The organism is Roseomonas sp. FDAARGOS_362 (assembly GCF_002754815.1).
GTDB classification, from domain to species: Bacteria; Pseudomonadota; Alphaproteobacteria; order Acetobacterales; family Acetobacteraceae; genus Roseomonas; species Roseomonas mucosa.
The window spans coordinates 1,830,736-1,856,148 of the sequence record NZ_CP024588.1; the positions used below are offsets into that span (position 1 = coordinate 1,830,736).

Consider the following 25,413-nt stretch of genomic DNA (forward strand, 5'->3'; position numbering starts at 1 on the left):
GCCCTTGCGCGGCACTCCGGCTACCTCCCCCATCCCGCCTGCCGGGAAACGGCGAGCGCGGCCCATTCGCACATGCACCAATGCCGGCCGCCCCGATGCTATCCATCCGGGCGCAGAACATGAAGCTCCGGCCTCGCGCAAAGGGGACTTGCCTTCTTTGTTTTCGGTCCATATTGAAACTTCAGAAATTACTGAAATAACCGGACGCCATGGACCTCCCCCCCCTCACCCAGGCTTTCGTGCTGCATTTCGGCGAGATGGGCAGCCGCTGGGGCATCAACCGCACGGTGGGGCAGATCTACGCCCTGCTCTATGTGTCGGAGGAGCCCCTCTGCGCCGACCAGATCGTGGAAGGCCTGGGGATCTCGCGCTCCAACACCTCCATGGGGCTGAAGGAACTGCAGGCCTGGAACCTCGTGGTGCTGCGGCACCGGCCCGGCGACCGGCGGGACTTCTTCACCACCCCCGGCGATGTCTGGCAGATCCTCCGCACCCTGGCCGAGGAACGGAAGAAGCGGGAGGTGGACCCAACCCTGTCCGTGCTGCGGGAGTTGCTGATGCAGCAGCCCGGCAGCGAGGCGGAGCGCCACGCCCAGGACCGGATGGCGGAGATGCACGAGCTGATCGAGCAGCTCGGCCGCTGGTACGACGACGTGAAGACGCTGGAGACGGAGCGCCTGGCCATGCTCCTGTCGCTCGGCGCGCGCGTGACCCGGCTGCTGGATGCCAAGGACCGGCTGGTTTCCATCGCGCGCGGCCCGCGCCTGCCGGGGGAAGCCATTCCCGGAAAAGAGGGCTGAGGCGCAAGCCCCCGCTTTTGTGACCCATCTCCCTTCGCCAACTGCGCTCAACTGACGAAGCGCGAAGCCCGAATCCGTGGAGCCCCCGCCCATGATCGAGTCCCTGCTGCCCAGCGCGCTGGACCTCGCCCGCTTCCAGTTCGCCTTCGTGGTGGTCTGGCACTTCCTCTTTCCCGCCTTCACCATCGGTCTCGCCTCCTATCTCGCGGTGCTGGAGGCGCGCTGGCTCTGGACGGGAGATGCCGTCTATCTCGACACCTTCCGCTACTGGCTGAAGATCTTCGCCATCGCCTTCGCCATGGGCGTGGTCTCGGGCATCGTCATGTCCTACCAGTTCGGCACCAACTGGTCGGGGCTCTCGCGCCTGGCGGGGCCGATCCTGGGGCCGCTGCTCGGCTACGAGGTGCTGACCGCCTTCTTCCTGGAGGCCGGCTTCCTCGGCGTGATGCTCTTCGGGCTGGAACGCGTGGGCAAGGGGCTGCACTTCACCGCCACCTGCCTCGTCGCCATCGGCACCTGCTTCTCCGCCTTCTGGATCCTGTCCGCCAATTCCTGGATGCAGACGCCGCAGGGCTTCAGCATCGCGCCCGACGGCAGCTTCCATCCGGAGGACTGGTGGGCGATCATCTTCAACCCCTCCTTCCCCTATCGCTTCGCCCACACCGTCACCGGCGCCTATCTCACCACCGCCCTGATCGTCGGCGCGGTCGGCGCCTTCCACGTGCTGCGGGAGCGGCGCAACGACACGCTCGGCACGCGGGAGCCCAATCCGCGCGCCCGGGTGATGCTGTCCATGGCGATGTGGATGCTCACCATCGTGGCGCCCATCCAGGCGGTGCTGGGCGACCTGCATGGCGGCAACACCTTCCACCACCAGCCGGCCAAGCTCGCCGCCATGGAGGGGCATTTCGAGACGGAGCGCGGTGCCCCTGCCATCCTCTTCGGCATCCCCTCGGCCGAGGAGGAGCGCACGCGGCTGCAGATCGGCATCCCGAACCTCGCCAGCCTCTACCTCACCCATAGCTGGACCGGCGAGGTGCGCGGGCTGAAGGACCTGCCGCGCGACCACTGGCCGACCAACATCCCGCTGGTCTTCTTCGCCTTCCGCGTCATGGTGGCGCTCGGCCTGCTGATGATCGGGCTGGGGCTGAGCAGCCTCGTGCTGCGCCTGCGCGGACGGCTCTACGACACGCCCTGGCTGCTGCGCGCCGCCATCGCCATGGGCCCGGCCGGGCTGCTGGCGGTGACGGCGGGCTGGATCGTGACCGAGGCCGGGCGCCAGCCCTTCACCGTCTATGGCCACCTGACCACGGCGAACAGCGTCGCGCCGATCGGGGCACCGGCCGTGGCCACCTCGCTGGTGGCCTTCGCCATCGTCTATTTCATCGTCTTCGGCGCCGGCATCTGGTTCCTCTTCCGCCTCTTCTCGCAGACGCCGCAGGCGCATGAGGAAGGGCCGCCCACCGACAAGCCGATCCGCTCGGCGGGCACCACCCCGGCGCCTTCGGCCCGGCGCGGGCCGGACCCGCGTCCCCAGACCCAGCCGGCGGAGTGAGGCGCGATGCTCGACCCCCATGTCCTGGCCTTCATCTGGGCCTTCCTCATCGCCGTCGCGGTCTTCGTCTATGTCTGCCTCGACGGCTTCGACCTCGGCGTCGGCATCCTCTTTCCGGTCATGCCGGACAAGGAGGACCGGGACGTGGCGGTGAACAGCATCGCCCCGGTCTGGGACGGCAACGAGACCTGGCTGGTGCTGGGCGGCGTCGGGCTGATGCCGGCCTTCCCGCTCGCCTTCTCCATCATCCTTCCGGCGCTCTACATGCCCGTCATCCTGATGCTGCTGGCTTTGGTCTTCCGGGGCGTCTCCTTCGAGATGCGCTTCCGCGCCGCCAACGAGACGCAGCAGAAATGGTGGGACCGCGCCTTCTCCTGGGGCTCCTACGTCGCCGCCTTCTGCCAGGGCATCGCGCTGGGCGCCTTCGTGCAGGGCATCCCGGTCGCGAACAACGCCTATGCCGGCGGCTGGTGGGACTGGCTGACCGCCTTCTCCCTCTTCACCGGCCTGGCGCTCGTCACCGGCTACGGGGTGCTCGGTGCCTGCTGGCTGCTGTGGAAGACCGAGGGCGCGCTGCATGACCGCGCCCGGCGGCAGGCCGGCAGCATGATGGCGGTGCTGCTGTTCTTCATCCTCGTGGTGTCGGTCACCATGCCCTTCCTCCAACCCGCCTTCGCGGCGCGCTGGCTGAGCTTCCCGAACATCGTCCTCGCCGCCCCGGTGCCGGTGATCGTGCTGGCGCTGGCCTGGCTGTATTTCCGCGCGGTGCGGGATGCGGACCAGCACGGGCTCTGGGCGGATGCGAAGCCCTTCGTGCTGGCGCTGGGGATCTTCCTGATCACCTATGTCGGCTTCGGCATCAGCATGTACCCGCATATCGTGCCGCCCTCGATCACCATCTGGGAGGCGGCGGCCCCGGCCTCCTCGCAGATCTTCCTGCTGGTCGGCGCCGTGGTGCTGCTGCCGATCATCCTGGGCTACACGGGCTATGTGTACTGGCTGTTCCGCGGCAAGGTGCGGGCCGGTGCCGGCTATCACTGACGGGCGCGGCGCCATGCGGGACCCCACGCCGCCGGGCAGCCGCTGGCGTCGCCTCGGCTGGTTCGTGCTGCTCTGGCTCGGCGGCGTCGTGGCGGTGGGCGCCGTGGCCTTCCTGCTCCGCAGCCTGTTGCATCCCTGAGCACCGCCCCGCGCCGTCCGGGACGATCGCCGCCCCGGATACCGGCGCGGGCGGCTTCCGCCTCATCCCCTCCTGGTCCAGCCTTCCTCGCCCCGGCGCTGATTCGCGCCGGGCAGGGCGGCGTGGCCGGCAGGGGAGCAGCGTGGCATGGCGGGGATCGGAAAGGCGCTGGTGGTCGGCGGCGGCATCATGGGACTCTGCTCCGCCCGGGCACTGCGCCGGGCGGGCTGGGCGGTGGAGGTGCTGGAGCAGGACACCTGCCCCAACCCGCGCGGCTCCTCGGTGGACCATCACCGGCTGATCCGCCACGCCTATGGGGCGGAGAGGGTCTATATGCGCATGGTGGACCGCGCCCACCGGGCCTGGGACAGCCTCTTCGCCGCGATCGGCGAGACGCCCTACATCCCCACCGGCACGCTGATGCTGGCGGATGCGCGCGACAGCTGGCTAGCCGCCAGCCGCGCCACCCTGGGACCGGCGGGCCACCGGATGGAGGAGATCCCGCCCGCCACCCTCACCGCCCGCTTCCCCATGCTCGATCCGGCCGGACTCGCCGAGGTGGCCTTCCTGCCCACCGGCGGCGTGCTGCTGGCGGAACGCATCGTGGCGGGCCTCGCGCGCCACCTGGAGGCCTCCGGCGTCACGCTGCGCCGGGCGCGGGTGGAGGCCGTGGACCCCGCGCGGGGCCAGGCGCGGCTCGCGGACGGCACGGTGGCGGGCGCCGACCTGCTGGTGCTGGCCGCCGGCCCCTGGACCGCCAGGCTGTTGCCGGAACTGGCCCCGCGCGCCACGCCCTCGCGCCAGATCGTGGTCTTCCTGGAACCGCCCGCCACCCACCGCGCCGCCTGGGAGGCCGGGCCGATGGTGCTGGACCTCTCGCCCAGCGGCGGCTTCTACGCCGTGCCGCCGGTGGCCGGCACGCCGCTGAAGATCGGCGACCACCGCTTCTCGCTGCGCGGCGATCCCGACGACCCGCGCGAGGCCAGCCCGGCCGAGGCGGAGGAGATCCTCGCCCTCGCCCGGCCGCGCCTGCGCGATGCCGGGGGCTACCGGGTGCTGGGCGCCCGCGCCTGCTACTACGAGGTCGCGCCGGAGGAACGCATCGCCCTGGCCCGGCCGGGGGAGCGCTGCCTCGCGCTCTGCGGCACCTCCGGCCACGGCTTCAAGTTCGGCCCGGTCCTGGGCGACGCCCTGGCCGCCGCGGCCGCCACGCCGGAACACCTTCCTGTCCTCGCCGCCTGGGTCGCCGGGCAGGCCGAACCCCCGCCGGACCTGCTTCCCCCGGCGGCTGATCCGGATGGCGGCCCCTCCTGCCGCCTGCCGCCGCCCGTCCCGGGGGACAAGGCGCCGGAACAGGTCACGAAAACCGGAGCATGGCCCACCCCGTGACGATGCGGGTCTTGCGGCGCGGCGGTTCGCACGAACATGGACGGTTCGCCACCCGTTCCCTGCCTGACCGGATCCAGCACCACACGATGAATGCTCCTCTCTATGCTCCCTCGATCCGGTCCGACCGCCCGCAGGCGGTGGTCATCGGGGCCGGGCCGGGCGGCCTTGCCGCCGCGATGCTCCTGGCCGCGCGGGGTGTGCGCGTCACCGTCCTGGAGAAGGACGGCGTGGTCGGCGGCCGCAACCGGCGGCTGGAGGCCCCGGGCGGCTACCGCTTCGACCTGGGGCCGACCTTCTTCCTCTACCCGCGCATCCTGGAGGAGATCTTCCGCGACTGCGGCGCCGAGCTGCGCGAGGAGGTGGAGCTCCTGCGCCTCGACCCGCAGTACCGGCTGCTGTTCGAGCAGGGCGATGGCGGCGTCACGCTCGACGCGACCTCCGACCTCGGGCGGATGGAGGCGGAGATCGCGAAGCTCGACCCGCACGACGCGGGCAACCTCGGCCGCTTCCTGGCCGACAACCGCGCCAAGCTGAAGAGCTTCCGCCCGGTGCTGGAACGCGCCTTCACCCGCGCCACGGACATGATGGCGCCGGACCTGCTGCGCGCCCTGCCGCACTTGCGCCCGGCGAAATCGGTGGACGGGGACATGCGGCGCTTCTTCCGCGACCCGCGCACGCGCCTCGCCTTCTCCTTCCAGACCAAGTACCTCGGGATGAGTCCCTATCGCTGCCCGAGCCTCTTCACCATCCTGAGCTTCCTGGAATACGAGCACGGCGTCTTCCACCCACGCGGCGGCTGCGGCGCGGTGGCGCTGGCCATGGCGCGCGTGGCGGAGCGCCTGGGTGCGGAGATCCGCCTGGACAGCCCGGTGGACCGCATCCGCTTCGAGGGCCGGCGCGCGCGCGGGGTGGACAGCGGCGGCCGCAGCTTCGACGCCGACGCGGTGGTGATGAACGCGGATTTCGCCCATGCCGCGCCGCGCCTGATCCCCGACCATCTCCGCCGACGCTGGCCGGACCGCAAGATCGAGGCGGCGCGGTACTCCTGCTCCACCTTCATGCTCTATCTCGGCGTGGAGGGGAGTTTCCCTCAGCTCGCGCACCACAGCATCCTGCTGGCCGAGGACTACGAGCGGAACCTGCGCGAGGTCGGCGAGGGCACGTTGCCGCAGACGCCTTCGGTCTACCTGCAACATGCCGGCGCCACGGAGGACGGCATGGCCCCGCCCGGCCACAGCGCGCTCTACCTCCTTGTCCCCGTGCCCAACCTGCGGGAGGGCAATGCCCGCGGCCTGGACTGGGCGCAGGCGGCCCGCCACTACCGGGAGCTGGCCCTGGACCGCGTGCGCAAGCTCGGCATCGGCGACCTGCGGCCGCGCATCCGGTACGAGCGCATGGTGACGCCGCAGGACTGGCGGGACGAGTTCTCCGTGGGCTTCGGCGCGACCTTCAACCTCGCGCACGACCTGCGGCAGATGCTGGCCTTCCGCCCCGGCAACCGCTTCAATGACGTGCAGGGCGTCTATCTCGTCGGCGGCGGCACGCATCCGGGCTCCGGCCTGCCGGTGATCTACGAAGGGGCGCGGATCAGCGCCGATCTCTGTTTGCGCGACCTGGGCCTGCACGGCGTGGATACGCGGATGCCCGGCGCGGCGGTGGAAGCCTGAGGGGGAGGGGAACGATGGCACGGGTGGTGGTGATCGGCTCCGGCCTGGGCGGCCTCGCGGCGGCGGCGGTGGCGCAGGCGCGCGGGCACGAGGTGACGCTCTTCGACAAGAACCCCTGGCTCGGCGGCAAGGCGGCGGTGCTCGACCTGGAGGCGCCGGACGGCTCCGGCCGCTTCCGCTTCGACATGGGGCCAACCATCCTGACCGTGCCGCGCGTGCTGCGCCGGATCTTCGCCGAGGCCGGGCGCGACCAGGCGCGCGACCTGCCGCTGATCCGCCTCGATCCGCAATGGCGCTGCTTCTTCGCGGACGGCACGCGCATCGACCTGCGCGAGGACGTGCCCGCCATGGCCCGCGCCATGGAGGATTTCGCGCCGGGCCGCAACCTCGGCCCCGGCTACGAGAAGTTCCAGAAGCTGGCGCGCCACCTGCACGGCGTGTCGGAGAAGTTCTTCTTCTGGAAGCCGGTCGAGGACCTCTTCGACACGATCGACTGGAAGAGCAACATGCAGCCCGGCACGATGAAGGACGTGCTGAGCCTGCGCATGGGCCAGAACGTCGCGAAGGTCATCCGCAACCATGTGCCGGACGAGCGCCTGGCGCAGATGCTGGACCACTACTGCCAGTATGTCGGCTCGAATCCCTACAAGGCGCCGGCGGTGCTCTGCTCGATCGGCGACATGCAGGCGAGCGAGGGCGTCTGGTATCCCGTCGGCGGCACGCGCGCCGTGGCGGAGGGGCTGGCGAAGCTGGCGGGCGACCTCGGCGCCGATCTGCGCCCGGGCGTGGAGGTCACCGGCTTCGATATCCAGGACGGAGCCGTGAAAGGCGTGGTCGCGGGCGGCGAGCGGATCGCCTGCGACGCGGTGATCTCCAACATGGATGCCATCCGCACCTACAAGGAGCTGGTGGGCGGCGAGACCGGCCGGAAATACGCCCGCAAGGGCTTCGAGCCCGCCTGTTCCGGCGTGGTGCTCTACCTGGGCCTGAGGAAGCGCTACGAGCACCTTGCCCACCACGACTTCGTCTTCTCCGGCGATGCGGAGGAGGAGTTCGACAGCATCTACCGCAAGGGCGAGCCTGCCCCGGACCCGACCGCCTATCTCGCCGCGCCCTCCGCCAGCGATCCCTCCGTGGCGCCGGAAGGCGGCGAGGCGCTCTACGTCCTTGTCCACACCCCCTATCTGCGCCCGCACCACGACTGGCCGCGGATGCTGCCCGCCTACCGGCAGACCATCCTCGACAAGCTGAAGCGCAGCGCCGGGCTGGAGGATATCGAGGAGCGCATCGTGGTGGAGCGCGCCCTGACGCCGCAGGACATCCACGACCGCTACAAGGTGCTGAACGGCGCCATCTACGGCCTCGCCTCGCACGGCACCTTCCTCGGCGCCTTCAAGCCGGGCAATCGCTCGCGCAGCGTGAAAGGGCTCTATCTCGCCGGCGGCGCGGCGCATCCGGGGCCCGGCATGCCGATGGTGATGATGTCCGGCTGGATCGCGGCGGATGCGCTGGACCGCGACCTCGGCGGGCGCGGCATGGGCGCCGCGGCGGAACGGGCCGGGCTGCGGCAGGCCGACATGCCGCAGGCGGCCGAGTAGCCGCCATGCCAGACGCCACCGGCACGACGGAAGACCCGCTTGCGCTCTACGACGCGCGCTGGCACGGCTTCTTCCGCCGGGCCTTCACGCGCTTCGGCCGCCGCCACATGCGGGCGCTGCGCCTCGCCCGCTGGGGGCAGCCCGATCCCGGCCCGCCCGGCACGCCGCTGGTGGTCTTCGCCAACCATCCCTCCTGGTGGGACGGCGTGGCCTTCATGCTGCTCTCCACCGTGCTGCTCCCCCGGCAGCGCACCTTCATCCCGATGGAGGCGGAGGCCCTGTCCCGCTACCGCTTCATGCGGCGGCTGGGCGTCTTCGGCGTGGAAGGCGGCACGCCGCGCGGCGCGGCGGCCTTTCTGCGCACCGCGCGGCGGGTGCTGGCCGTGCCGGACCATGCCTTGTGGATCAACGCGCCCGGCCGCTTCCAGGATGTGCGGGAACGGCCTGTGGGCCTTGTGCCGGGCCTGCTGCGCCTGCCGGAACTCGCCCCCGCCGCGCGCTTCCTGCCGCTGGCGCTGGAATACCCCTTCTGGACGGAGCGCAAGCCCGAGATGCTGGCCGGTTTCGGCCCACCCATTCCCGGCACCGAGCTGGCGGCGCTGACGCGCGACAAGCGCGCGGAGCAGCTGCGCGCGGCGCTGACCGCCACCATGGACCGGCTGGCCGCGGATGCCATGTCACGCGACGCGGACCGCTTCGCCACCCTGCTGCAAGGGCGGGAAGGGATGGGCGGCGCCTATGACCTGTGGCGCCGCCTGCGCGCCCTGGCCGGCGGGCAGGGCTTCGACGCCCGGCACGCCCGATGAGCCTGTCCTTCGTCCTGCAGATCGTGGCGCTGGCCCTGGTGCTTTTCCCGGTGGGCATGGCCCTGCTCAACGCCATCCTGCTGCCGCGCCCGAAGGCGCCGGACCGTGGCGGGGCACTGGCGGGCGACCTGGTCTCGATCCTCATCCCCGCCCGCGACGAGGCCGCCCATATCGCCGCCTGCGCCGAAGCCGCCCTGGCCTCCACCGGCATCGAGGTGGAGGTGCTGGTGATGGATGACGGCTCCCGCGACGGCACCGCCGCCATCGTGGAGGCGCTGGCGGCGCATGATCCGCGTCTCCGCCTGCTGAGCGCCCCGCCCCTGCCGCCCGGCTGGACCGGCAAGGTCCATGCCTGCGCCCGGTTGGCGGAAGCGGCACGCGGCGGGCACCTGCTCTTCATCGATGCCGATGTGCGCCTCGCCCCCCAGGCGGCGGCCGCCCTGGCCGCCCATGCGCGCCGGCACCGGCTGGCCCTGGCGAGCGGCGTGCCCCGACAGGAGATCGGCACGCTGGGCGAGGCACTGACGGTGCCGGCGATCAACCTGCTGATGCTGGGCTACCTGCCCGGCGCCGGGCGCGCCTTCACCCGCCACCCGGCCCTGGCCGCCGCCTGCGGGCAGCTGATCCTGGTGGAAGCCGGCGCCTATCGCGCCAGCGGCGGCCATGCCGCGCTGCATGGCGTGTTGCATGATGGCCTGGCCCTCGCCCGCCGCCTGCGCGCCGCCGGCCACCGGACGGAGGTGGTGGCCGGCGCGCATCTCGCCACCTGCCGCATGTACCGGGGCTTCCGCGAAAGCTGGAACGGCTTCCTCAAGAACGCCCGCGAAGGCATGGCGACGCCACTCGGCCTGCCGGTCTGGACGGTCGTGCTCTTCGGCGGCCATGTCCTGCCCTGGCTGCTGCTGCCCGCCCCGCTGGCCGCGCTGGCGCTGCTGCTGGGCTATGCCCTGCGCGGCCTGATCACCTGGCTGTCCCGCGAGCCCTCCTGGACCATCCCCCTCCACCCCGCCACCGTGCTGGTCGCCCTGGCGATCCAGTGGACCGCCCTGGTCCGCTCCGCCCTCGGCCACCGCGCCGCCTGGAAAGGCCGCGCCTACTCCGCCGGCGGCGGGGCGTTCGAGTGATCGGACCGGGTGCTCCGGGAAGGGCTCTGCCCTCCCCGGACCCCACCCGCCCAGGGACGTTAGTCCCTGGGGGTCCTATGGGCGCTCCGCGAGGAGGAGGGGCAGGACACCGGTCGCCAGACGGTGCAACGGCGGAACCATCCCCCTCCTCGCGGGGCGCTCATGACGGGATCTCGGGGGGATACTATCCCCCTGAGCGGCCCCTCCTTCAGCAAAGGGTCCGGGAAGCAGAGCCTCCCGGTTCCCAGGCCCGATCCCCCGAAGCCTCCCCCGCCGCGGTGCTGGCGGCGTTGCGGGCCGCCGGGCCGGCACCACGGATCGCGGAGCGGCGCAGGCTGCTGGCGGCGCTGGCGGCGGAGCTGGCGCGGCGGTCGGAGGCGATCGTGGCGGCGGCGGATGCCGATTTCGGCGGGCGCGCGGCGGAGGACACGCTGCTGGGCGACGTGCTGGTGACGGTGCAGGCGGCGCGGCGGGCACGGCGCTGGCTGCGCTGGTGGGCGCGGCCCCGCCCGGTGCTGGCCCCCCTGCCCTTCCAGCCCTGCCTGGCCTGGACGGAGCCCGTGCCCAAGGGGGTGGTCGGGGTGATGGCGCCCTGGAACTACCCGATCCAGCTCGCCCTCTGGCCGGCGCTGGAGGCCGTGGCGGCGGGCAACCGCGTGGCCATCAAGCCCAGCGAGCACACGCCCCGCTGCGCCGCGCTGCTGGAGGAGATCGTCGCCCGCGCCTGGGGCCCCGGCATCGCCCGGGTGGTGCAGGGCGATGCCACGGTTGCGGCGGATTTCGCGGCGCAGCCCTGGGACCACCTGGTCTTCACCGGCGGCACGGAAACCGGGCGCAAGGTGGCCGGGGCCGCGGCGCCGAACCTCACGCCGCTGACCCTGGAGCTCGGCGGGCAATGCGCCGCCCTGGTCCTGCCGGGGGCGAGGCTGGACCGTGCCGCCCGCGCCATCCTGGCCGCCAAGGCGCTGAATGCCGGACAGACCTGCGTGGCCCCCGACACGGTGCTGCTGGTGGGCCATTCCCGTGATGCCTTCGCCGGGGCTGCCCGGGCCACCGGCATCGTTCCGGAAAGCCGGGTCGCGCCCTGGCAGGCGGCACGACAGGCGCGCCTGTCGTCCGGCAGCGAGGCCCTGGCGGAAGGACCGGCGGGGCCGCCGCTGCGCCTCGGCGGCGATTCGGGCGAGGAACGCTTCGGCCCCGTGCTTGGCGTGGTGCAATGTGCGGACCTGGACGCGGCGCTCGGCTGGCTGCGCGCCCGCCCGGCACCGCTGGCCTTGTCCCTCTTTGGTGCCAGCCGGGGCGAGGAAGCGCGGATCGCAGCGGAAAGCCGCGCCGGGGCCATCGCCTGCGGCCGGGCGCTGGACCATGTGGGCTTCCCCAACCTTCCCTTCGGCGGCGTGGGGGGGTCCGGCCATGGGCGCTATCATGGCGTCGCCGGCTTCGCAGAATTCAGCGACTGGCGCGCCCGGGTGCGCCACGGGCCTTTCGCCCTGGCCCGCCTGCTCGATCCGCCGCGCGGCGATTTCGCGCGGAAGCTGGCCCGCCGCCTCCTGCGCTGAGCGGCCCCGGCGCGCGTCCGGAAGGCCGGGGTCTCAGATCCCCAGCGTCGGAAAGCCGGGAAAGAGCGAGCGGGAGCCGGGTGCGGCGGTGGCGGCCGGGGTTTCGGCGCCGCCGGTTGGACCGGGCGTCGCCGGAGGCGACAGGGGCGCGGTCTCCACCGGCGCGGGGGGCGGAGCGGGCGTGCCGGCCGGGGCGCTTCCCGGCGCGGCGGTGCCGCCCGCTGTCCCCGCCGACGCCGAGGCCGCCGGCTGCTGCCCCGGCGCCGCGTGCCGGGCCGCGGCCGTGCCTCCGGGCTGCTCGGCCACCGTGTAGTCCGGCACCACCCGCGCCTGGCTGCCGGTGATCACCAGCACCTTCTGCCCGAGGGCCAGCGGCACCTTGTCCACCTGGGTGACGGAAAGCAGGTCCCCGTTCGCCTTGCGGACGATGTACTCATAGCCGTCGGTATCCCCGGCTGCGCGCTCCGCCGCCGAGCCGAGCAGCCCGCCGATCAGCCCGCCGCCGATCGCGCCGAAGGCCCCGGCCGTGCTGCCCTGCCCCACCGTCGAGCCGGCGATGCCGCCCGCCGCGGCGCCCGCCGTCGCCCCCGTCGTGCCATCGGCGCGTATGCCGATCGGGCGCACCCCGGCGATGGTGCCCTGCTCCACCTTGTTCGCCTGCTGCACGGCCCGCGTGGCATAGGTGTCGGGCGTGTAGTCGGCACTGCACCCTGCCAGGAGGAGGGCGAGCGGCAGGGCCGCCCGGGACGTGAGCCGCCGCATCGTCAGCATTCCGGCAGGAAGGCCCATGGCATCCGTCGGTCCATCGTGATCGCGCACCGGCCTCCGCCACCCCGCGACACGCCGGGGCCGGGGGGGCCGGAAACGGCCCGCACCGGCCGGGCCGCGACACCGCCCCGGCCTCGCCGGGGGTTTCCGGGGGCCGAGGTAAAGCCAGCGGCGCCGTGCCTCAAGCCTGTTTGCGGCCGGTCTGCCGCGCGGGCGCCGCGTCCTCCCGCCCTGGCTCCCCCCTTGCCGCCTCACGCACCGGGCGCCGCGTGGCCGGGCGCCCGACCGGCGGGCGCCAGTCCTGTCGCTGCCGCGCCGCCCAGTCGTAGCGGTGGTCGCCCGCCAGCAGATGGAGATGGTCGGACAGCCGGTTCCGCTCCAGCCAGGAAACCGCCGCCTCCAGCTCCGGCAGGGTCATCTCCGCCCGCCCCTTGTTGCCCAGCACGCGCTTCAGCGCGGCGTTGTAGGCGTGGTAGGTGCCCTGGCCGCGTGGCGCGTGCAGCGCGCCCTCGTCCTCCACCACCTGCGCCGCCACAAGCTCGCCGACCCGCGCCCGCAGCCGCCGCTCGGCGACCGAGGGCGCCTCGAACAGCTCCTGCTGCGGCTCGCTGAATTCGGGGCGCCGCTGCGCCAGGTCCGGCCCCGGGCGCAGGGTGGACAGCCGCAGCGCCAGCGCGTTGCTTTCCAGCGGCACGATGCCTTCCCGCTCCCGCGCATCCTCCCGCATCTCCTTCAGCCAGAGCGGCAGCACGCCCTGGCGCGGCGGCTTGGCCGCGCGGGCGCGGGTGCCCTGCTCCTCCTCCATGCGCCAGCGGAACTGGCCGAAGAACGGGTCGTCCGGGTGGAAGACCAGCGCCTGCTGCTCCTCATAGGGCCCGGCCTGGTGATCGACCCGCGTGGCGCGGGCCACCATCTGCTCCAGCCAGGGGCGGGAGCGGATATGCGTCAGCGCCGCCACGACCGCGACCTCGGGCGCGTCCAGCCCCTCATAGGCCATGGCCACCGTCACCAGGATCGAGGGCTCTGGCCGCAGGCGGAAGGCCGCCAGGGTCTCGTGCGCGTCGCGCTCGTCGGAGGTGGCGAGGCGCAGGTTCTCCGCCTGCCGCGCCGGCACCCAGCGCCGCAGCATGTCGAGATAGAGCCGCGCGCAGCTCTGGTCCGGCGCCACCACCAGCAGCTTGCCGAGGCCGCGCGCGCCCTCCCCCGCCACCAGTCCCCGGCCACGGCGCCGCTTCGCGCGCAGGTCGCGCGTCGCGTCGAAGGCATGGCGCAGCAGGGTTTCCGAGAAGCCGGTGCGCAGCGCGGTGAACAGCGCGGGCCGCGTCGTCTCGCCCGGCACGCTGACGGACAGGCGGTGCGGCCCGACCGTGGCCCGTGCCCCGTCCGGCCCGGCGGCGTCGAGCCAGGAGGCCTCCCCGTCCAGCGCGCCGAAGGTCACCGGCAGCACGGCGCGCTCGGCCAGGGCCTGGGCGCGGGAATAGCCGACCACCGCCCAGCCCGGCGCGTCGAGATCGACCTCGTGCGTCGCCGCCTTCGCCCCGCGCCGGTAGGGCAGCCACAGGATGCGCCGCCCATCCGCCCGTTCCAGCGTGCCCGACAGTAGCAGCCGCACCCGCGCGCATTCCAGCAGCGGCAGCAGCGCGGCGGACCAGGCGGCGGCCTCGTCCACCGTCTCGCCCTCTCCCCGCGCCCGCCCGCCCGGGTCCAGCTCGGCCAGGGCCGGCAGGTGGTGCACCTCGTCCACCACCAGCAACGTCCGGTGCCGCTGGAACTCCGCCAGATGCAGGTCCGGGGCCGCCGCCACGCCCTGGTAGGTGGTCACATAGCCCTGCAGCCCCCGGCAGGGGTCCGGTGCGTTCTCGGCCGCCCGTACGGAAACGCGGTGCCCCAGCGCCTGCCGCCAGAGCGGGTCGGCGAAGGCTTCCTCGGCCTGGAGGCGCAGGCTGTCGCGCGGCACCACCCAGCAGACGCGCTCGACGATCCCGGCCTCGATCAGCTCATGCGCCATCAGCACCGGCAGCAGCGACTTGCCGCCACCCGGCGTCACGGCGGCCAGCAGGTCCCGCGCCTCCGCCCCGCCGGCGATGGCCCGGGCGATGGCCAGGATGCGCCGCTGGTGATCGCGCAGCGGTCGGGCCGGCAGCATCAGCGCCCCGCGATCATGCGCTGGCCATCCTGCGTTCCGTCATGCGTCTGCGGGAAGTTCCTGAGACATTCCATGAACATGCAGGAAGAAATCCACATGTCCACCGATTCCCTGTGGATTCTCTGTGAATGCCGGGGATTATTTGCCGCAGCCGCACAGCAGGGCGGAACCTTTCCTCATCCCGCCAGCCTCCCGGCGGGACACCCCCGCGGGCCACCCTGCCCTTGCGCGACCAGACTTTCCCGCGCCGGAACGCGGCGCTAGCCTTTCCGGCACGGACCAGGGGCGGGAAGGCGGGTCCACGGCGCACCGCCCGGGCCGGTCGCCTCATCCCGGTGCCGCACCGGCCTGCCAGGGACAGCCTGGAAAGGGAGCGAACCGCGGATGATCTTCCTGTGCAAAGCCTGCGGCACCTCCTATCCGCCTGCCCCCACGCCACCGGAGAACTGCCCGGTCTGCCAGGACGAGCGGCAGTTCGTCCCGGCGGAGGGCCAGGCCTGGACCGCGCGGGACGAGTTGGCCCGGACCCACCGCAACGCCTGGCACCGCCACGAGCCCGGCCTGTTCAGCCTGCAGACCGTGCCGGCCTTCGCCATCAACCAGCGCGCCTTCCTGCTCGCCACCCCCGCCGGGAACGTGCTGTGGGACTGCGTCGCCCTGCTCGACCCCGCGACCGAGGCGCTGATCCACGGCCTGGGCGGACTGGGCGCCATCGCGATCTCCCACCCGCACTACTACACGGCCATGCAGGACTGGGCCGCCGCCTTCGAGGCGCCCATCCACCTGCACGCGGCGGACCGCGACTGGATCATGCGCCCCTCCCCCCATATCCGGCTCTGGGAAGGCGGGACGCTGGAAATCGCCCCGACGGCGACCCTGATCCGGGCCGGGGGCCATTTTCCCGGCGGGACGGTGCTGCACTGGACCGGCGCGGCGGACGGCACGGGCGTCCTGCTCGCCGGCGACATCGTGCAGATGGCGCCCGGCGCCCGGCGCGTCTCCTTCATGTGGAGCTATCCCAACATGATGCCCCTGCCGGCTGCGGAGGTACGGCGCGTCGCGAGCCGGCTTGCGCCCTGGTCCTTCGGGCGCATCCACGGCGCCTTCCAGGGGCAGGACGTGCGGGCGGAGGGCGACGCGATCGTCGCCCGCTCGGCAGCCCGCTATACCGAGCTCCTCGGCGAGATCCCCTAGAAGCTCGCCATCCAGACCCCGCGATCCCAGCCTCCGGAGTGCGCCCATGCCCCGCCATCCCGCCGCCACCGCCATCGGGGTCATCAGCGGCACCTCGGTGGACGGGATCGATGTCGCCGCCCTCCGCAGCGACGGCGAATCGCTGGTGGAGCCGGGCGAGGGCCGTACCTATCCCTATGAGCCCGGCCTGCGCGCCGCCCTGCTGAGCCTGGCGGCGCAGCCGGAGCGGGTGCTGCGCGACCCGCTCGCGGCGCTGGAACAGGCGGTCACCGGGGCCCATGCGGCGGCGGTGGAGCGTTTCCTGGCCGAGACCGGCCTGCCGCGCGAGGAGGTCGCCGTGGTCGGCCTGCACGGCCAGACCGTGCTGCACCGGCCGGAGGCGCGCTTCACCCGCCAGCTCGTCTTCGGCGATGCCGCCGCCGCGCGCCTGGGCCTGCCGGTGGTGGACCGCTTCCGCGACGCCGATGTCGCGGCGGGCGGCCAGGGGGCGCCGCTGGTGCCGCTCTACCACCGCGCCCTCGTGGCGGGGCTGGGGGAGGCGGGGCCGCTCGCCGTGCTGAACCTGGGCGGGGTCGGCAACGTGACCTACCTGGATGGCGAGACGGTGATCGCCTTCGACACCGGCCCGGCCAATGCCATGCTGGACGACTTCCTGTTCCGCCGCACCGGCCGCAGCTTCGACGAGGGCGGGCGGCTGGCACGCAGCGGCCGAGCCGATGCGGGGATCGTGGCGCGCTTCCTGGGGAACCCCTTCTTCGGCCGTCCCGTGCCCAAATCCCTGGACCGCAACGCCTTCGCCGCCACGCTGGACTGGGTGGCGGGCCTGTCCGACGCCGACGGCGCTGCCACCCTGGCCGCCTGCACGGTGGAGGCCCAGGCCGCCGCCCTGCGCCACCTGCCCCGCCCGCCGCGGCGCTGGCTGGTCGCCGGGGGCGGGCGGCATAATGCCGTGCTGATGGACGGGCTGCGCCAGCGCCTCGGCGTGCCGGTCGAGGCGGTGGAGGCGGTCGGCTGGAACGGCGACTTCCTGGAGGCGCAGTGCTTCGGCTTCCTGGCGCTGCGCTCGCTGCGCGGCCTGCCACTCAGCCTGCCCTCCACCACCGGGGTTCCGGCGCCGATGCCGGGCGGGCGGCACCACCCCGTGCCCGGGCGCCCCCTGCCCGGCTGAACCCGCCGGCGCCGATGCCGGACAGGGGGCGCCCGCCCCTCCGGGCCGCGGAGGCCCCGCATGCCCGCCCTGCATGCGGCTGTGGGGAGACTTCCGGCCGGACCCGGCGTTACCATGGTCGCCATGGCCCAAGACGATCCCTACAGCACGCTCGGCGTCAGCCGGCAGGCCAGCCCGGACGAGATCCGCAAGGCCTTCCGCGCCATCGCCAAGAAGCACCACCCCGACCTCAACCCCGGCGACAAGGTGGCGGAGGAACGCTTCAAGGCGGCCAATGCTGCCCACGACCTGCTCTCCGATCCGGAGAAGCGGGCCCGCTTCGACCGGGGCGAGATCGACGCCACTGGCCAGGAGGTCCCGCCACGCCAGTACTGGCGCGACTATGCCGACGCCCCCGGCGCCGGACGCTACCGCGCCGGTCCCGGCGCCGGTGCGGAGGCCCATGGCGCCACCGGCTACGGCGGCGGGTTCGAGCATGGCGGCTTCGAGGGACAGATCGACCCGGAGGACCTGGGCGACATCTTCGGCCAGTTCTTCCGCCAGCGGGGCGGCGAATCCGCCGGCTCCTCCCGCCCGCGCAAGGGCCAGGACAGCCGCTACCACCTGGAGGTCCCCTTCCTCGACGTGGTGAATGGCGCGACCCAGCGCCTGACCCTGCCGGAAGGCGGCACGCTCGATGTCCGCATCCCGCCGGGGCTGGAGGACGGCCAAGTGCTGCGTCTGCGCGGCAAGGGCCGGCCCGGGCGCGACGGCGGCCCCGACGGCGACGCCCTGATCGAGATCGCGGTGCATCCCCACCCGCTCTACCGGCGCCAGGGCCGCGACCTGGAGATGGATGTCCCCGTCACCTTCGCCGAGGCGATCCTGGGCGGCCGGATCGCGGTGCCGACGCCGCGCGGCGAGGTGACGCTCACCGTGCCGCCACGCTCCGACGCTGGCACCCGCCTGCGGCTGCGCGGGCGCGGCGTGGCCGAGCACGGCGGCCAGCCCGCCGGAGACCTCTACGCCACGCTGCGGATCGTGCTCGGGCCGGTGGACGACCGGGTCGAGGAGTTCCTGCGCGACTGGGCGAAGGACAGGAGCGGCGACGAGGCCCGCCAGGAGATAAGGAGGCAGGCATGATCACCGTCACCACCGTCCTGCAGCGCGTCCATGGCCTGGACGAGCCGACGCTGTGGAGCTGGGTCGCGCAGGATTGGGTGCGCCCGGCCCGGCGTGGCGGCGAGACCCTGTTCGAGGAGATCGACATCGCCCGGCTGCGCCTGATCCTGGAACTGCGCGACGAGATGGAGGTCGGGGAAACGGCGATGCCCGTGGTGCTTTCGCTGCTCGACCAGCTTCACGCCAGCCGCCGCCACATGCGCCGGCTCTGCGAGATGCTGGACGCCGCCGGCCCCGAGGACCGCGTCCGCGACATCCTGGGCCGGCTGGGAGGCCGCTGAGAACCGCGTCCGGGGTTGCGCCGTGGCCAGGGGAAAGGCGGGGTCCGGGGACATACCATGTCCCCGGCGGAGAGGGGGTTCCGGGGCGAGAGGCGGCGCCTCTCCCCCGTGACCGACAAGGTGCGACGCCAGGAAACGCCGCCCGCCTTCAGCCCTTCGCCGCCCCACGGGGAAAGACGGCCGCCGAGAGCAGGCGAAGCGTGCAGGCATCCCCCCGCCGTGCCTCGCGCCAGTCCGGCTCGGGCGTGACGTCGAGCACCGGCCCATCCCCGCCCGCCGAGACCTGGAGGCGCAGTCCGCGCGGGTCCTGCCGCGCCTGGCGCACCACCCAGGGACCTTCCCCCAGACGCGCGACGAGGTCATGGGCGCGCAGGAAGGCCAGGGCCGGGCCGTCCGGCAGCGCGACCGCGACCGGCGGCAGGGGCAGCGGCGCGAAATGCGCCTGTCCGCCCCGGACCTCGCAGCCGAGCCGGTTCGCCTCGCCCAGGAAGCCCGCCACGAAGGCGCTGGCGGGGCGGGCCAGGATGGCGCCCGGCGTGTCGAACTGCTCGATCCGTCCGGCGCGCAGCACCGCCACCCGGTCGGCGATCTCCATCGCCTCCTCCTGGTCGTGCGTGACGAAGACGCTGGTCAGACCCAGCCGCTCGTGCAGCTCCCGCAGCCAGCCGCGCAGGCTTTTGCGCACCTGCGCATCCAGCGCCGAGAAGGGCTCGTCCAGCAGCAGCAGCGCGGGCTCGATCGCCAGCGCCCGGGCCAGGGCCACGCGCTGCCGCTGCCCGCCGGAAATCTGGTCGGGATAGCGGCGCTCCAGCTCGGCGATCTGCACCAGGGAGAGCAGGCGCCGCACGCGCTCGCCAATCCCGGCCTCGGAAGGCCGGGTGGCGCGCGGGCGGACGCGCAGCCCGAAGGCGACATTCTCGAAGACGCTCATGTGCCGGAACAGGGCATAGTTCTGCGGCACGAAGCCGATGCCGCGCAGCCGCGCCGGCAGCGCGGCGACGTCCCGGCCGTCGATCCGCACCTGCCCGGCATCCGGGAAGTCCAGCCCGGCGAGGATTCGCAGCAGCGTGGTCTTGCCGGAGCCGGAGGGGCCCAGCAGGGCCACGAACTCGCCGTCGCCGATGGCGAGATCCACCGAATCGAGCGCCGACGGCCCGGCCTGGAAGCGGCGGGAGATGCCCGAGATCTCGACGCTCATCCCCGCAACGCCTTTCCGGACAGTGGCGGGCCGGCACGGCGGCATGGGAGGGGCATGGCGGTCGGCACGCCCGGGGTCATCGCCACATTCAATGCTCCAGCAGGGTCCTGCGGCCGGAAAGGCGCTCCAGCAGCAGCTTGGCGCAGAGGGTGACGAGGGCCAGCGAGGCCAGCAGCGCCGCCACGGCGAAGGCGCCGACGAACTGGTACTCGTTGTAGAGGATCTCGACATGCAGCGGCAGGGTGTTGGTCTCCCCCCGGATATGACCCGACACCACGGCGACGGCGCCGAATTCCCCCATGGCGCGGGCGTTGCAGAGCAGGATGCCGGCCAGCAGCGCCCATTTCACCTCCGGCAGCGTGACGCGCCAGAAGCTCTGCCAGCCGCTGGCCCCCAGCGTGGCGGCGGTCTCCTCCGCCTCCCGCCCCTGTTCCTGCATCAGCGGGATCAGGGTGCGGGCCACGAAGGGGAAGGTGACGAAGACCGTGGCCAGCACCAGCCCCGGCAGGGCGAAGATGATCTGGATGTCGTGCGCCTGCAGCCAGGGGCCGAACCAGCCCTGGGCGCCGAAGAGCAGCACCCAGACCAGGCCCGAGATCACCGGCGAGACGGAAAAGGGCAGCTCGATCAGCGTGGTGAGCAGGCGCTTGCCCGGGAAGTCGAACTTGGCGATGCACCAGGACGCCGCCACCCCGCCCAGCGTGTTCACCGGCACGGCGATCGCGGCCACCAGCAGGGTGAGCCGCATCGCCGCGATCGTGTCCGGGTCGGACAGCGCCTCGGCGACCGGCGGCCAGCCGCGCCGGCTGGCCTCGGCGAAGACGGCCACGGTCGGCAGGACGAGGAACAGGGCCAGTGCGAGCACCGCCAGCAGCAGCAGCACGGCCCGCATCGGCCGCGGGTCCTCCGCCGCCGGCCGCCCTCCCCGGTCCGGAACCGCGCCGCTCAGCGGCGGCCCCTGCGCAGCCAGCGCTGCGCGAGGTTCAGGCAGAGCAGCACGGCGAAGGAGATCAGCAGCATGGCCAGGCCGATCGCGGCGGCGCCGGCATAGTCGAACTGCTCCAGCCGGGTGACGATCAGCAACGGCGCGATCTCGCTCACCATCGGCATGTTGCCCGCGATGAAGATGACGCTGCCGTATTCGCCGACGGCGCGCGCCAGGGAAAGGCCGAAGCCGGTCAGCAGCGCGGGCGCCAGGGCGGGCAGCACCACCCGGCGCAGCACCTGCGGGCGGGTGGCGCCCAGCGTCGCCGCCGCCTCCTCGGCCTCCAGCGGCAGGTCGCGCAGCACCGGCTCCACCGTGCGCACCACGAAGGGCAGGCCGACAAAGGCCATGGCGACGATCACGCCCAGCGGCGTGAAGGCGACCTTGATGCCCAGCGCCGCCAGCGGCGTACCCAGCCAGCCATTGGTGGCAAAGAGCGCGGTCAGCGCCAGCCCCGCCACGGCGGTGGGCAGGGCGAAGGGCAGGTCCACCACCGCATCCATCAGGCGCCGCCCGGGAAAGCGGTAGCGCACCAGCACCCAGGCCAGCAGCAGCCCCAGCGGCAGGTTGCACAACGTGGCCAGGAAGGCCGCGCCGAAGCTCAGCCGCAGCGCTGCCAGCACGCGCGGCTCGGCCAGCGAGGCCAGCACGCCGGAAACCCCGATCTCCCAGGGCCGCAGCACCAGCGCCAGCAGCGGCACCAGCACGATCGCGGTCAGCCAGAGCAGCGTGACCCCGAGCGAGAGGCCGAAGCCGGCCACGGGGTCACGACGCGGCATCCGGAGGCTGGCGGCGGTCATCGTCCCGGTTTGTAGATCCGGTCGAAGGAGCCGCCATCGGCGAAATGCGCCTTCTGCGCCGCCGCCCAGCCGCCGAAGCTGTCATCGACGGTGACCATCTCCAGCTTCGGGAAGGTGGCGCCGGCGGCGGCCAGCGCCGCGGCGTCGCGTGGGCGGTAGAAGTTGCGTGCGGCGATCCGCTGGCCCTCCGGCGAGTAGAGGTGGCGCAGATAGGCCTCCGCCACGGCGCGCGTGCCCTTGCGCTCCACCACCTGGTCCACCACCGCCACCGAGGGCTCGGCCAGGATGGAGAGCGAGGGATAGACGATCTCGAACTTCCCGGCGCCGAACTCCTTGAAGGCGAGGTGCGCCTCGTTCTCCCAGGCCAGCAGCACGTCGCCCTGGTCGCGCTGCACGAAGGTGGTGGTGGAGCCCCGTGCGCCCGTGTCCAGCACCGGCACGTTGCGGAAGAGCTTCGCCACGAAGTCCTCCGCCGTGGCATCGGAGCCGCCCGGCTGGCGCTTCGCCCAGGCCCAGGCGGCGAGATAGTTCCAGCGCGCCCCGCCCGAGGTCTTGGGATTGGGGGTGATGACGCCCACGCCGTCCTTGACCAGGTCGCCCCAGTCCCGGATCGCCTTGGGATTCCCCTTCCGCACCAGCAGCACGATGGTGCTGGTATAGGGCGCGCTGTTGTGCGGCAGGCGGGTGATCCAGTCCTTCGCGATCAGCCCGCGCTCGGCGATGGCGTCGATGTCATAGGCCAGGGCCAGCGTCACCACGTCCGCCGGCTGGCCGTCGATCACCGAGCGCGCCTGGGCGCCGGAGCCGCCATGCGAGGTGCGGATCTGCACGCTCTGCCCGCCATGGTCCTTCGCCCATTGCGCAGCGAAGGCGGCGTTGAAGTCGCGGTAGAGCTCCCGCGTCGGGTCGTAGCTGACATTCAGCAGCGGCGGCACCTGCTGGGCCGAGGCCCGGCGCGCGGCCAGCAACGGCGTGGCGGCCAGCCCGGCGAGCAGAGGGGCGGAGAGAACCTGGCGTCGGTTCAGGCGAAGCAAGGCGCGGCTCCTTATCTTCTCTCGGACCGAAGCGCACGATGCTTCGTCCGGATGGGCGAAGGCAAGCGGTGTCCGCTCAACTCCTGTTCAGGGCCCCATTGGCAGGGGCCCTGTGGCTACCCGGTCCGTCGCTGCGGCGCGGGATCAGGCCGGGACGGATTCCGCTGCCCCCAGCGCCAGCAGGGCATCGGGGCCGAGTCGGTGGCAGAAGTCGCCGAAGCCCTCCCCCTCCCGCCGGTCCCCGGCGAAGGCGGCGAAAAGCGGCTCCAGCCGGGCCGCGATCTCCCCCTGCGGCACCCGCTCGTGCAGCTTGAAGGACAGGCGGGTGCCCTCGAAATCGCCGCCGACGAAGATGGCAAAATGCCCCGGCACGCGGCCCACCAGCCCGATATCCCCGGCATAGGGCCGGGCGCAGCCATTGGGGCAGCCGGTGATCCGCAGGCTGATCCGCTCGTCCAGCAGCTCCTGCCGCTCCAGCGCCGCCTCGATCTCCGCCACCAGCGGGTCGCGCACCCGCTCCGCCTCGGTCAGCGCCAGCCCGCAAGTCGGCAGCGCCGGGCAGGCCAGGGCCCAGCGGGCCAGGGGGGAGAGCGATTCGGTGAGCGTCACGCCGTGCTCGCGCAGCAGCGATTCCACCGCCTCGCGGGAATTGGCCGGCAGGTCGGCGAGGATCACGTCCTGCTGCGGTGTCAGCACCGGGTTGGCGCCCCAGCGCGTCACGACCTCCCGCAGCGCCGTGCGCAGCCGCACCCGCCCCTGGTCGGCGATCCGCCCCGACGGCACCGGCACGCCCAGCCAGAAGCGCCCGTCGCCCTGGGCGTGCCAGCCCAGCAGCTCCGGCAGGCACAGGCGCGGCAGCGGGCCGGGATCGGCCAGCTCGCCGCCGAAATAGGGGGCGAGCTGCTCGCGCACCCAGTCCAGCCCGTAATCCTCGATCACGTATTTCAGGCGGGCGCGGCGGCGGTCGGTGCGGTCGCCGTGGTCGCGCTGGAAGCGCACCACCGCCTCGGCGGCATGGAGCAGCCGCTCGCGCGGCACCACCGTCACCGGGGAGGCCAGCCGGGGGAAGGTGTCGGGCCGGTTGTGCGTCAGGCCCAGCCCGCCGCCGATGCAGACCTGATAGGCGCCGATGCCCCCCGCCCCGTCCCCGATGGCGATGAAGCCCAGGTCGTTGGTCAGCACGTCCGCCGTGTTGTCGTCCGGATGGGCGAGGCCGATCTTGAACTTCCGCGGCAGGTAGGTGGCGCCGTAGAGCGGCTCCTCCTCCGGCACGGCGGAAACCGGTTCCTCGTCCAGGAAGATCTCGTGATGCGCGCGCGTCCGGGGCAGCAGCCTTTCGGACAGCATCCGCGCATCCTCGACGAGCTGCCGGTGGATCGCGTCCCGGCGCGGCGCCGGGGTGGTGGTGACGTTGCGCACCACGTCGCCGCAGGCGGCCATGGTGGTCAGCAGCGTGTGGTTGATCGCCGCGATGGTCGGCTTGAGGTTTTCCCGCAACACGCCGTGGAATTGCAAGGCCTGTCGCGTGGTGACACGCAGCGTGCTGTTGGAATAGCGGTCGGCCATCGCGTCCAGGGCGAGGTACTGCTCCGCCGTCAGCAGCCCCGCCGGGGCGCGGACGCGGACCATGAACTGCCACTCCTTGTCCAGTCCCGCCTGCTTGCGGGGGGTGGCGGTATCACGGTCGAACTGCTCATAGGTTCCATGGAACTTCAGCAGGTTGAAGCTGTCCTCGCTGACCCCGCCGCGGGTTTCGGTGCTGGACAGCTCGGCCGCCACCCCGCCACGCAGCCCACGGCTCGCCAGCTTGCTGATCTCCACACCCGTCGGCTTCTTCTGGGTGGTGCCTGTGGTCGTGCCGGTCTGAGCCATATGCGAAAAGCGCCTTAAACCTCTTGATCCAAGTGAAATACCAATATTAGCTCTTGTCAAACGTAGTTTAGGATAACCCTCATGCCGGTGCGCAGATGACGGAACTGGATCGCGGCTCGGCCCTGGCAGCCGGCGAGGCGCCGCGGCCGGGCGAGGTCTGGCTGGTCGGCGCCGGGCCGGGCGATCCCTCGCTGCTGACCCTGCGCGCGGCCGAGGCGCTGCGCCGGGCCGATCTGGTGCTCTACGACGCCCTGCCCGGGCGCGGCGTGCTGCGACTGGCCAATCCCCGGGCCACGCTGGTGCCGGTGGGCAAGCGCAAGGGCGCGGCACCGCTGTCCCAGGCGAAGATCAACGCCCGGCTGGTGGCCGGTGCCCGGGCCGGGCAGCGCGTGGTGCGGCTGAAGGGCGGCGACCCTTTCCTTTTCGCCCGGGGCGGCGAGGAAGCCGCCGCGCTGACCGCCGCCGGCATCCCCTGGCGCGTGGTGCCGGGGGTCAGCGCCGGCCTCGCCGCCCCGGCGGCGGCGGGCATCCCCCTCACCCAGCGCGGCGTGTCCAGCGCCGTCACCTTCGTCACCGGCCATGACGAGGCCGGCAACCTGCCCGAGAGCGTGGACTGGGCTTCGCTCGGCCGCGGCGGCGGTACGGTGGTGGCCTTCATGGCGCTGAGCCGGCTGGACGAGATCGCCCTGCGCCTGCTGGCTGCGGGCCGCCCGCCGGAAACCCCGGTGGCCATCGTCGCCCAGGCCAGCCTGCCCGGCCAATGCACCCTGCGTAGCACGCTGGGCCGTTGCAGCCTCGCCGCCCGGGCCGCCGGCCTGCCCACGCCGGCCCTGGTGGTGGTGGGCGAGGTCGCCGGCCTCGCCGCCACGCTGCTGCCCGGCCTGGAGGACCTGGCCAGGCCCGAAACGGTGCTGCCGGCCGGAAAGCGGGCCTGACCTCCATGCGGAACCCGGAGAAGGAAGCCATGGACGCCGAGATCGAGGCCCTGCTGCTGCAGGAGGCGGACCCGGCCCCGCTGGCCCTGGCCATCGCCGCGACCATCCTGGCCTTGATGACCTGGGTTTCGCCGCTGCTCTGACCCTGCCGCCCGGGGGACAAGGCTCCGCCTCTTTTCCCCCCTTTCCCCTT

22 protein-coding genes are annotated in these 25,413 nt (G+C 73.0%); 15 read left to right on the top strand and 7 right to left on the bottom strand.

Features of this window, described 5'->3' with window-relative positions:
* The first annotated feature begins 209 nt into the window (after positions 1-209).
* The 10 genes from CTJ15_RS13415 (at position 210) to CTJ15_RS13460 (ending at position 11,678) form a co-directional block, all read left to right on the top strand.
* A complete protein-coding gene (locus CTJ15_RS13415) occupies positions 210-800 on the top strand; it encodes a GbsR/MarR family transcriptional regulator (RefSeq protein ID WP_019461621.1) in 591 nt (196 codons plus the stop codon).
* A gap of 91 nt (positions 801-891) precedes the next feature.
* Positions 892-2,355 (top strand): cytochrome ubiquinol oxidase subunit I, encoded by a 1,464-nt coding sequence (locus CTJ15_RS13420; protein ID WP_019461622.1) that lies wholly within the window; start codon positions 892-894, stop codon positions 2,353-2,355.
* 6 nt (positions 2,356-2,361) lie between these two features.
* Positions 2,362-3,396 carry a cytochrome d ubiquinol oxidase subunit II gene (cydB, locus tag CTJ15_RS13425; protein WP_058389778.1) on the top strand — a complete coding sequence of 345 codons (1,035 nt, stop codon included), beginning with the start codon at positions 2,362-2,364 and terminating at the stop codon, positions 3,394-3,396.
* Between the two features lie 13 nt (positions 3,397-3,409).
* Positions 3,410-3,535 carry a DUF2474 family protein gene (locus tag CTJ15_RS13430; RefSeq protein ID WP_019461624.1) on the top strand — a complete coding sequence of 42 codons (126 nt, stop codon included), beginning with the start codon at positions 3,410-3,412 and terminating at the stop codon, positions 3,533-3,535.
* A 147-nt stretch (positions 3,536-3,682) separates the two neighbouring features.
* The gene (locus CTJ15_RS13435) at positions 3,683-4,924 is read left to right on the top strand and encodes an FAD-dependent oxidoreductase (protein ID WP_058389779.1); all 1,242 of its coding nucleotides are present in this window, start codon (positions 3,683-3,685) and stop codon (positions 4,922-4,924) included.
* An 86-nt stretch (positions 4,925-5,010) separates the two neighbouring features.
* A complete protein-coding gene (crtI, locus tag CTJ15_RS13440; RefSeq protein ID WP_037250205.1) occupies positions 5,011-6,591 on the top strand; it encodes a phytoene desaturase family protein in 1,581 nt (526 codons plus the stop codon).
* Positions 6,592-6,605: 14 nt separating this feature from the next.
* Positions 6,606-8,189 (top strand): NAD(P)/FAD-dependent oxidoreductase, encoded by a 1,584-nt coding sequence (locus tag CTJ15_RS13445; protein ID WP_058389780.1) that lies wholly within the window; start codon positions 6,606-6,608, stop codon positions 8,187-8,189.
* 5 nt (positions 8,190-8,194) lie between these two features.
* The gene (locus CTJ15_RS13450) at positions 8,195-8,995 is read left to right on the top strand and encodes a lysophospholipid acyltransferase family protein (RefSeq protein WP_079253389.1); all 801 of its coding nucleotides are present in this window, start codon (positions 8,195-8,197) and stop codon (positions 8,993-8,995) included.
* The gene (locus CTJ15_RS13455) at positions 8,992-10,119 is read left to right on the top strand and encodes a glycosyltransferase (protein ID WP_075821958.1); all 1,128 of its coding nucleotides are present in this window, start codon (positions 8,992-8,994) and stop codon (positions 10,117-10,119) included. Before CTJ15_RS13450 ends, CTJ15_RS13455 begins: the two co-directional genes overlap by 4 nt.
* Positions 10,120-10,409: 290 nt before the next feature.
* Positions 10,410-11,678 (top strand): aldehyde dehydrogenase family protein, encoded by a 1,269-nt coding sequence (locus tag CTJ15_RS13460; RefSeq protein WP_058389915.1) that lies wholly within the window; start codon positions 10,410-10,412, stop codon positions 11,676-11,678.
* Positions 11,679-11,711: 33 nt separating this feature from the next.
* On the opposite strand, the gene CTJ15_RS13465 is transcribed toward CTJ15_RS13460, so the two are convergent.
* A complete protein-coding gene (locus tag CTJ15_RS13465) occupies positions 11,712-12,440 on the bottom strand; it encodes a hypothetical protein (RefSeq protein ID WP_226946131.1) in 729 nt (242 codons plus the stop codon).
* Positions 12,441-12,627: 187 nt separating this feature from the next.
* Positions 12,628-14,592 (bottom strand): DEAD/DEAH box helicase, encoded by a 1,965-nt coding sequence (locus CTJ15_RS13470; protein ID WP_019461632.1) that lies wholly within the window; start codon positions 14,590-14,592, stop codon positions 12,628-12,630.
* Positions 14,593-14,976: 384 nt separating this feature from the next.
* On the opposite strand from CTJ15_RS13470, the gene CTJ15_RS13475 reads away from it, so the two are divergent.
* The 4 genes from CTJ15_RS13475 (at position 14,977) to CTJ15_RS13490 (ending at position 18,396) form a co-directional block, all read left to right on the top strand.
* The gene (locus CTJ15_RS13475) at positions 14,977-15,786 is read left to right on the top strand and encodes a hypothetical protein (protein WP_058389197.1); all 810 of its coding nucleotides are present in this window, start codon (positions 14,977-14,979) and stop codon (positions 15,784-15,786) included.
* Between the two features lie 46 nt (positions 15,787-15,832).
* Positions 15,833-16,954 carry an anhydro-N-acetylmuramic acid kinase gene (locus tag CTJ15_RS13480; protein ID WP_058389198.1) on the top strand — a complete coding sequence of 374 codons (1,122 nt, stop codon included), beginning with the start codon at positions 15,833-15,835 and terminating at the stop codon, positions 16,952-16,954.
* A 123-nt stretch (positions 16,955-17,077) separates the two neighbouring features.
* A complete protein-coding gene (locus CTJ15_RS13485; protein WP_037250210.1) occupies positions 17,078-18,076 on the top strand; it encodes a DnaJ C-terminal domain-containing protein in 999 nt (332 codons plus the stop codon).
* The gene (locus CTJ15_RS13490; protein WP_058389199.1) at positions 18,073-18,396 is read left to right on the top strand and encodes a chaperone modulator CbpM; all 324 of its coding nucleotides are present in this window, start codon (positions 18,073-18,075) and stop codon (positions 18,394-18,396) included. The genes CTJ15_RS13485 and CTJ15_RS13490 overlap by 4 nt, the downstream gene beginning before the upstream one ends.
* A gap of 148 nt (positions 18,397-18,544) precedes the next feature.
* Here the strand turns inward: CTJ15_RS13490 and CTJ15_RS13495 are convergent, their stop codons facing one another.
* The 5 genes from CTJ15_RS13495 to CTJ15_RS13515 all read right to left on the bottom strand — a co-directional run bounded on the left by CTJ15_RS13495 (position 18,545) and on the right by CTJ15_RS13515 (position 24,285).
* Complete coding sequence (locus CTJ15_RS13495) at positions 18,545-19,594, bottom strand: sulfate/molybdate ABC transporter ATP-binding protein (protein ID WP_058389200.1); 1,050 nt, start codon at positions 19,592-19,594, stop codon at positions 18,545-18,547.
* Between the two features lie 88 nt (positions 19,595-19,682).
* On the bottom strand, positions 19,683-20,486 hold the full coding sequence (gene cysW, locus CTJ15_RS13500) for a sulfate ABC transporter permease subunit CysW (protein ID WP_058389201.1): 804 nt from the start codon (positions 20,484-20,486) through the stop codon (positions 19,683-19,685).
* Positions 20,487-20,539: 53 nt separating this feature from the next.
* The gene (gene cysT / locus CTJ15_RS13505; protein WP_019461640.1) at positions 20,540-21,379 is read right to left on the bottom strand and encodes a sulfate ABC transporter permease subunit CysT; all 840 of its coding nucleotides are present in this window, start codon (positions 21,377-21,379) and stop codon (positions 20,540-20,542) included.
* Positions 21,376-22,413, bottom strand: coding sequence for a sulfate ABC transporter substrate-binding protein (locus CTJ15_RS13510; protein WP_058389202.1), 1,038 nt, complete (start codon positions 22,411-22,413; stop codon positions 21,376-21,378). Before CTJ15_RS13510 ends, cysT begins: the two co-directional genes overlap by 4 nt.
* Before the next feature lie 144 nt (positions 22,414-22,557).
* A complete protein-coding gene (locus CTJ15_RS13515; RefSeq protein ID WP_019461642.1) occupies positions 22,558-24,285 on the bottom strand; it encodes an NADPH-dependent assimilatory sulfite reductase hemoprotein subunit in 1,728 nt (575 codons plus the stop codon).
* A gap of 95 nt (positions 24,286-24,380) precedes the next feature.
* On the opposite strand from CTJ15_RS13515, the gene cobA reads away from it, so the two are divergent.
* On the top strand, positions 24,381-25,220 hold the full coding sequence (cobA, locus tag CTJ15_RS13520) for a uroporphyrinogen-III C-methyltransferase (protein WP_099781619.1): 840 nt from the start codon (positions 24,381-24,383) through the stop codon (positions 25,218-25,220).
* Positions 25,221-25,413 lie beyond the last annotated feature (193 nt).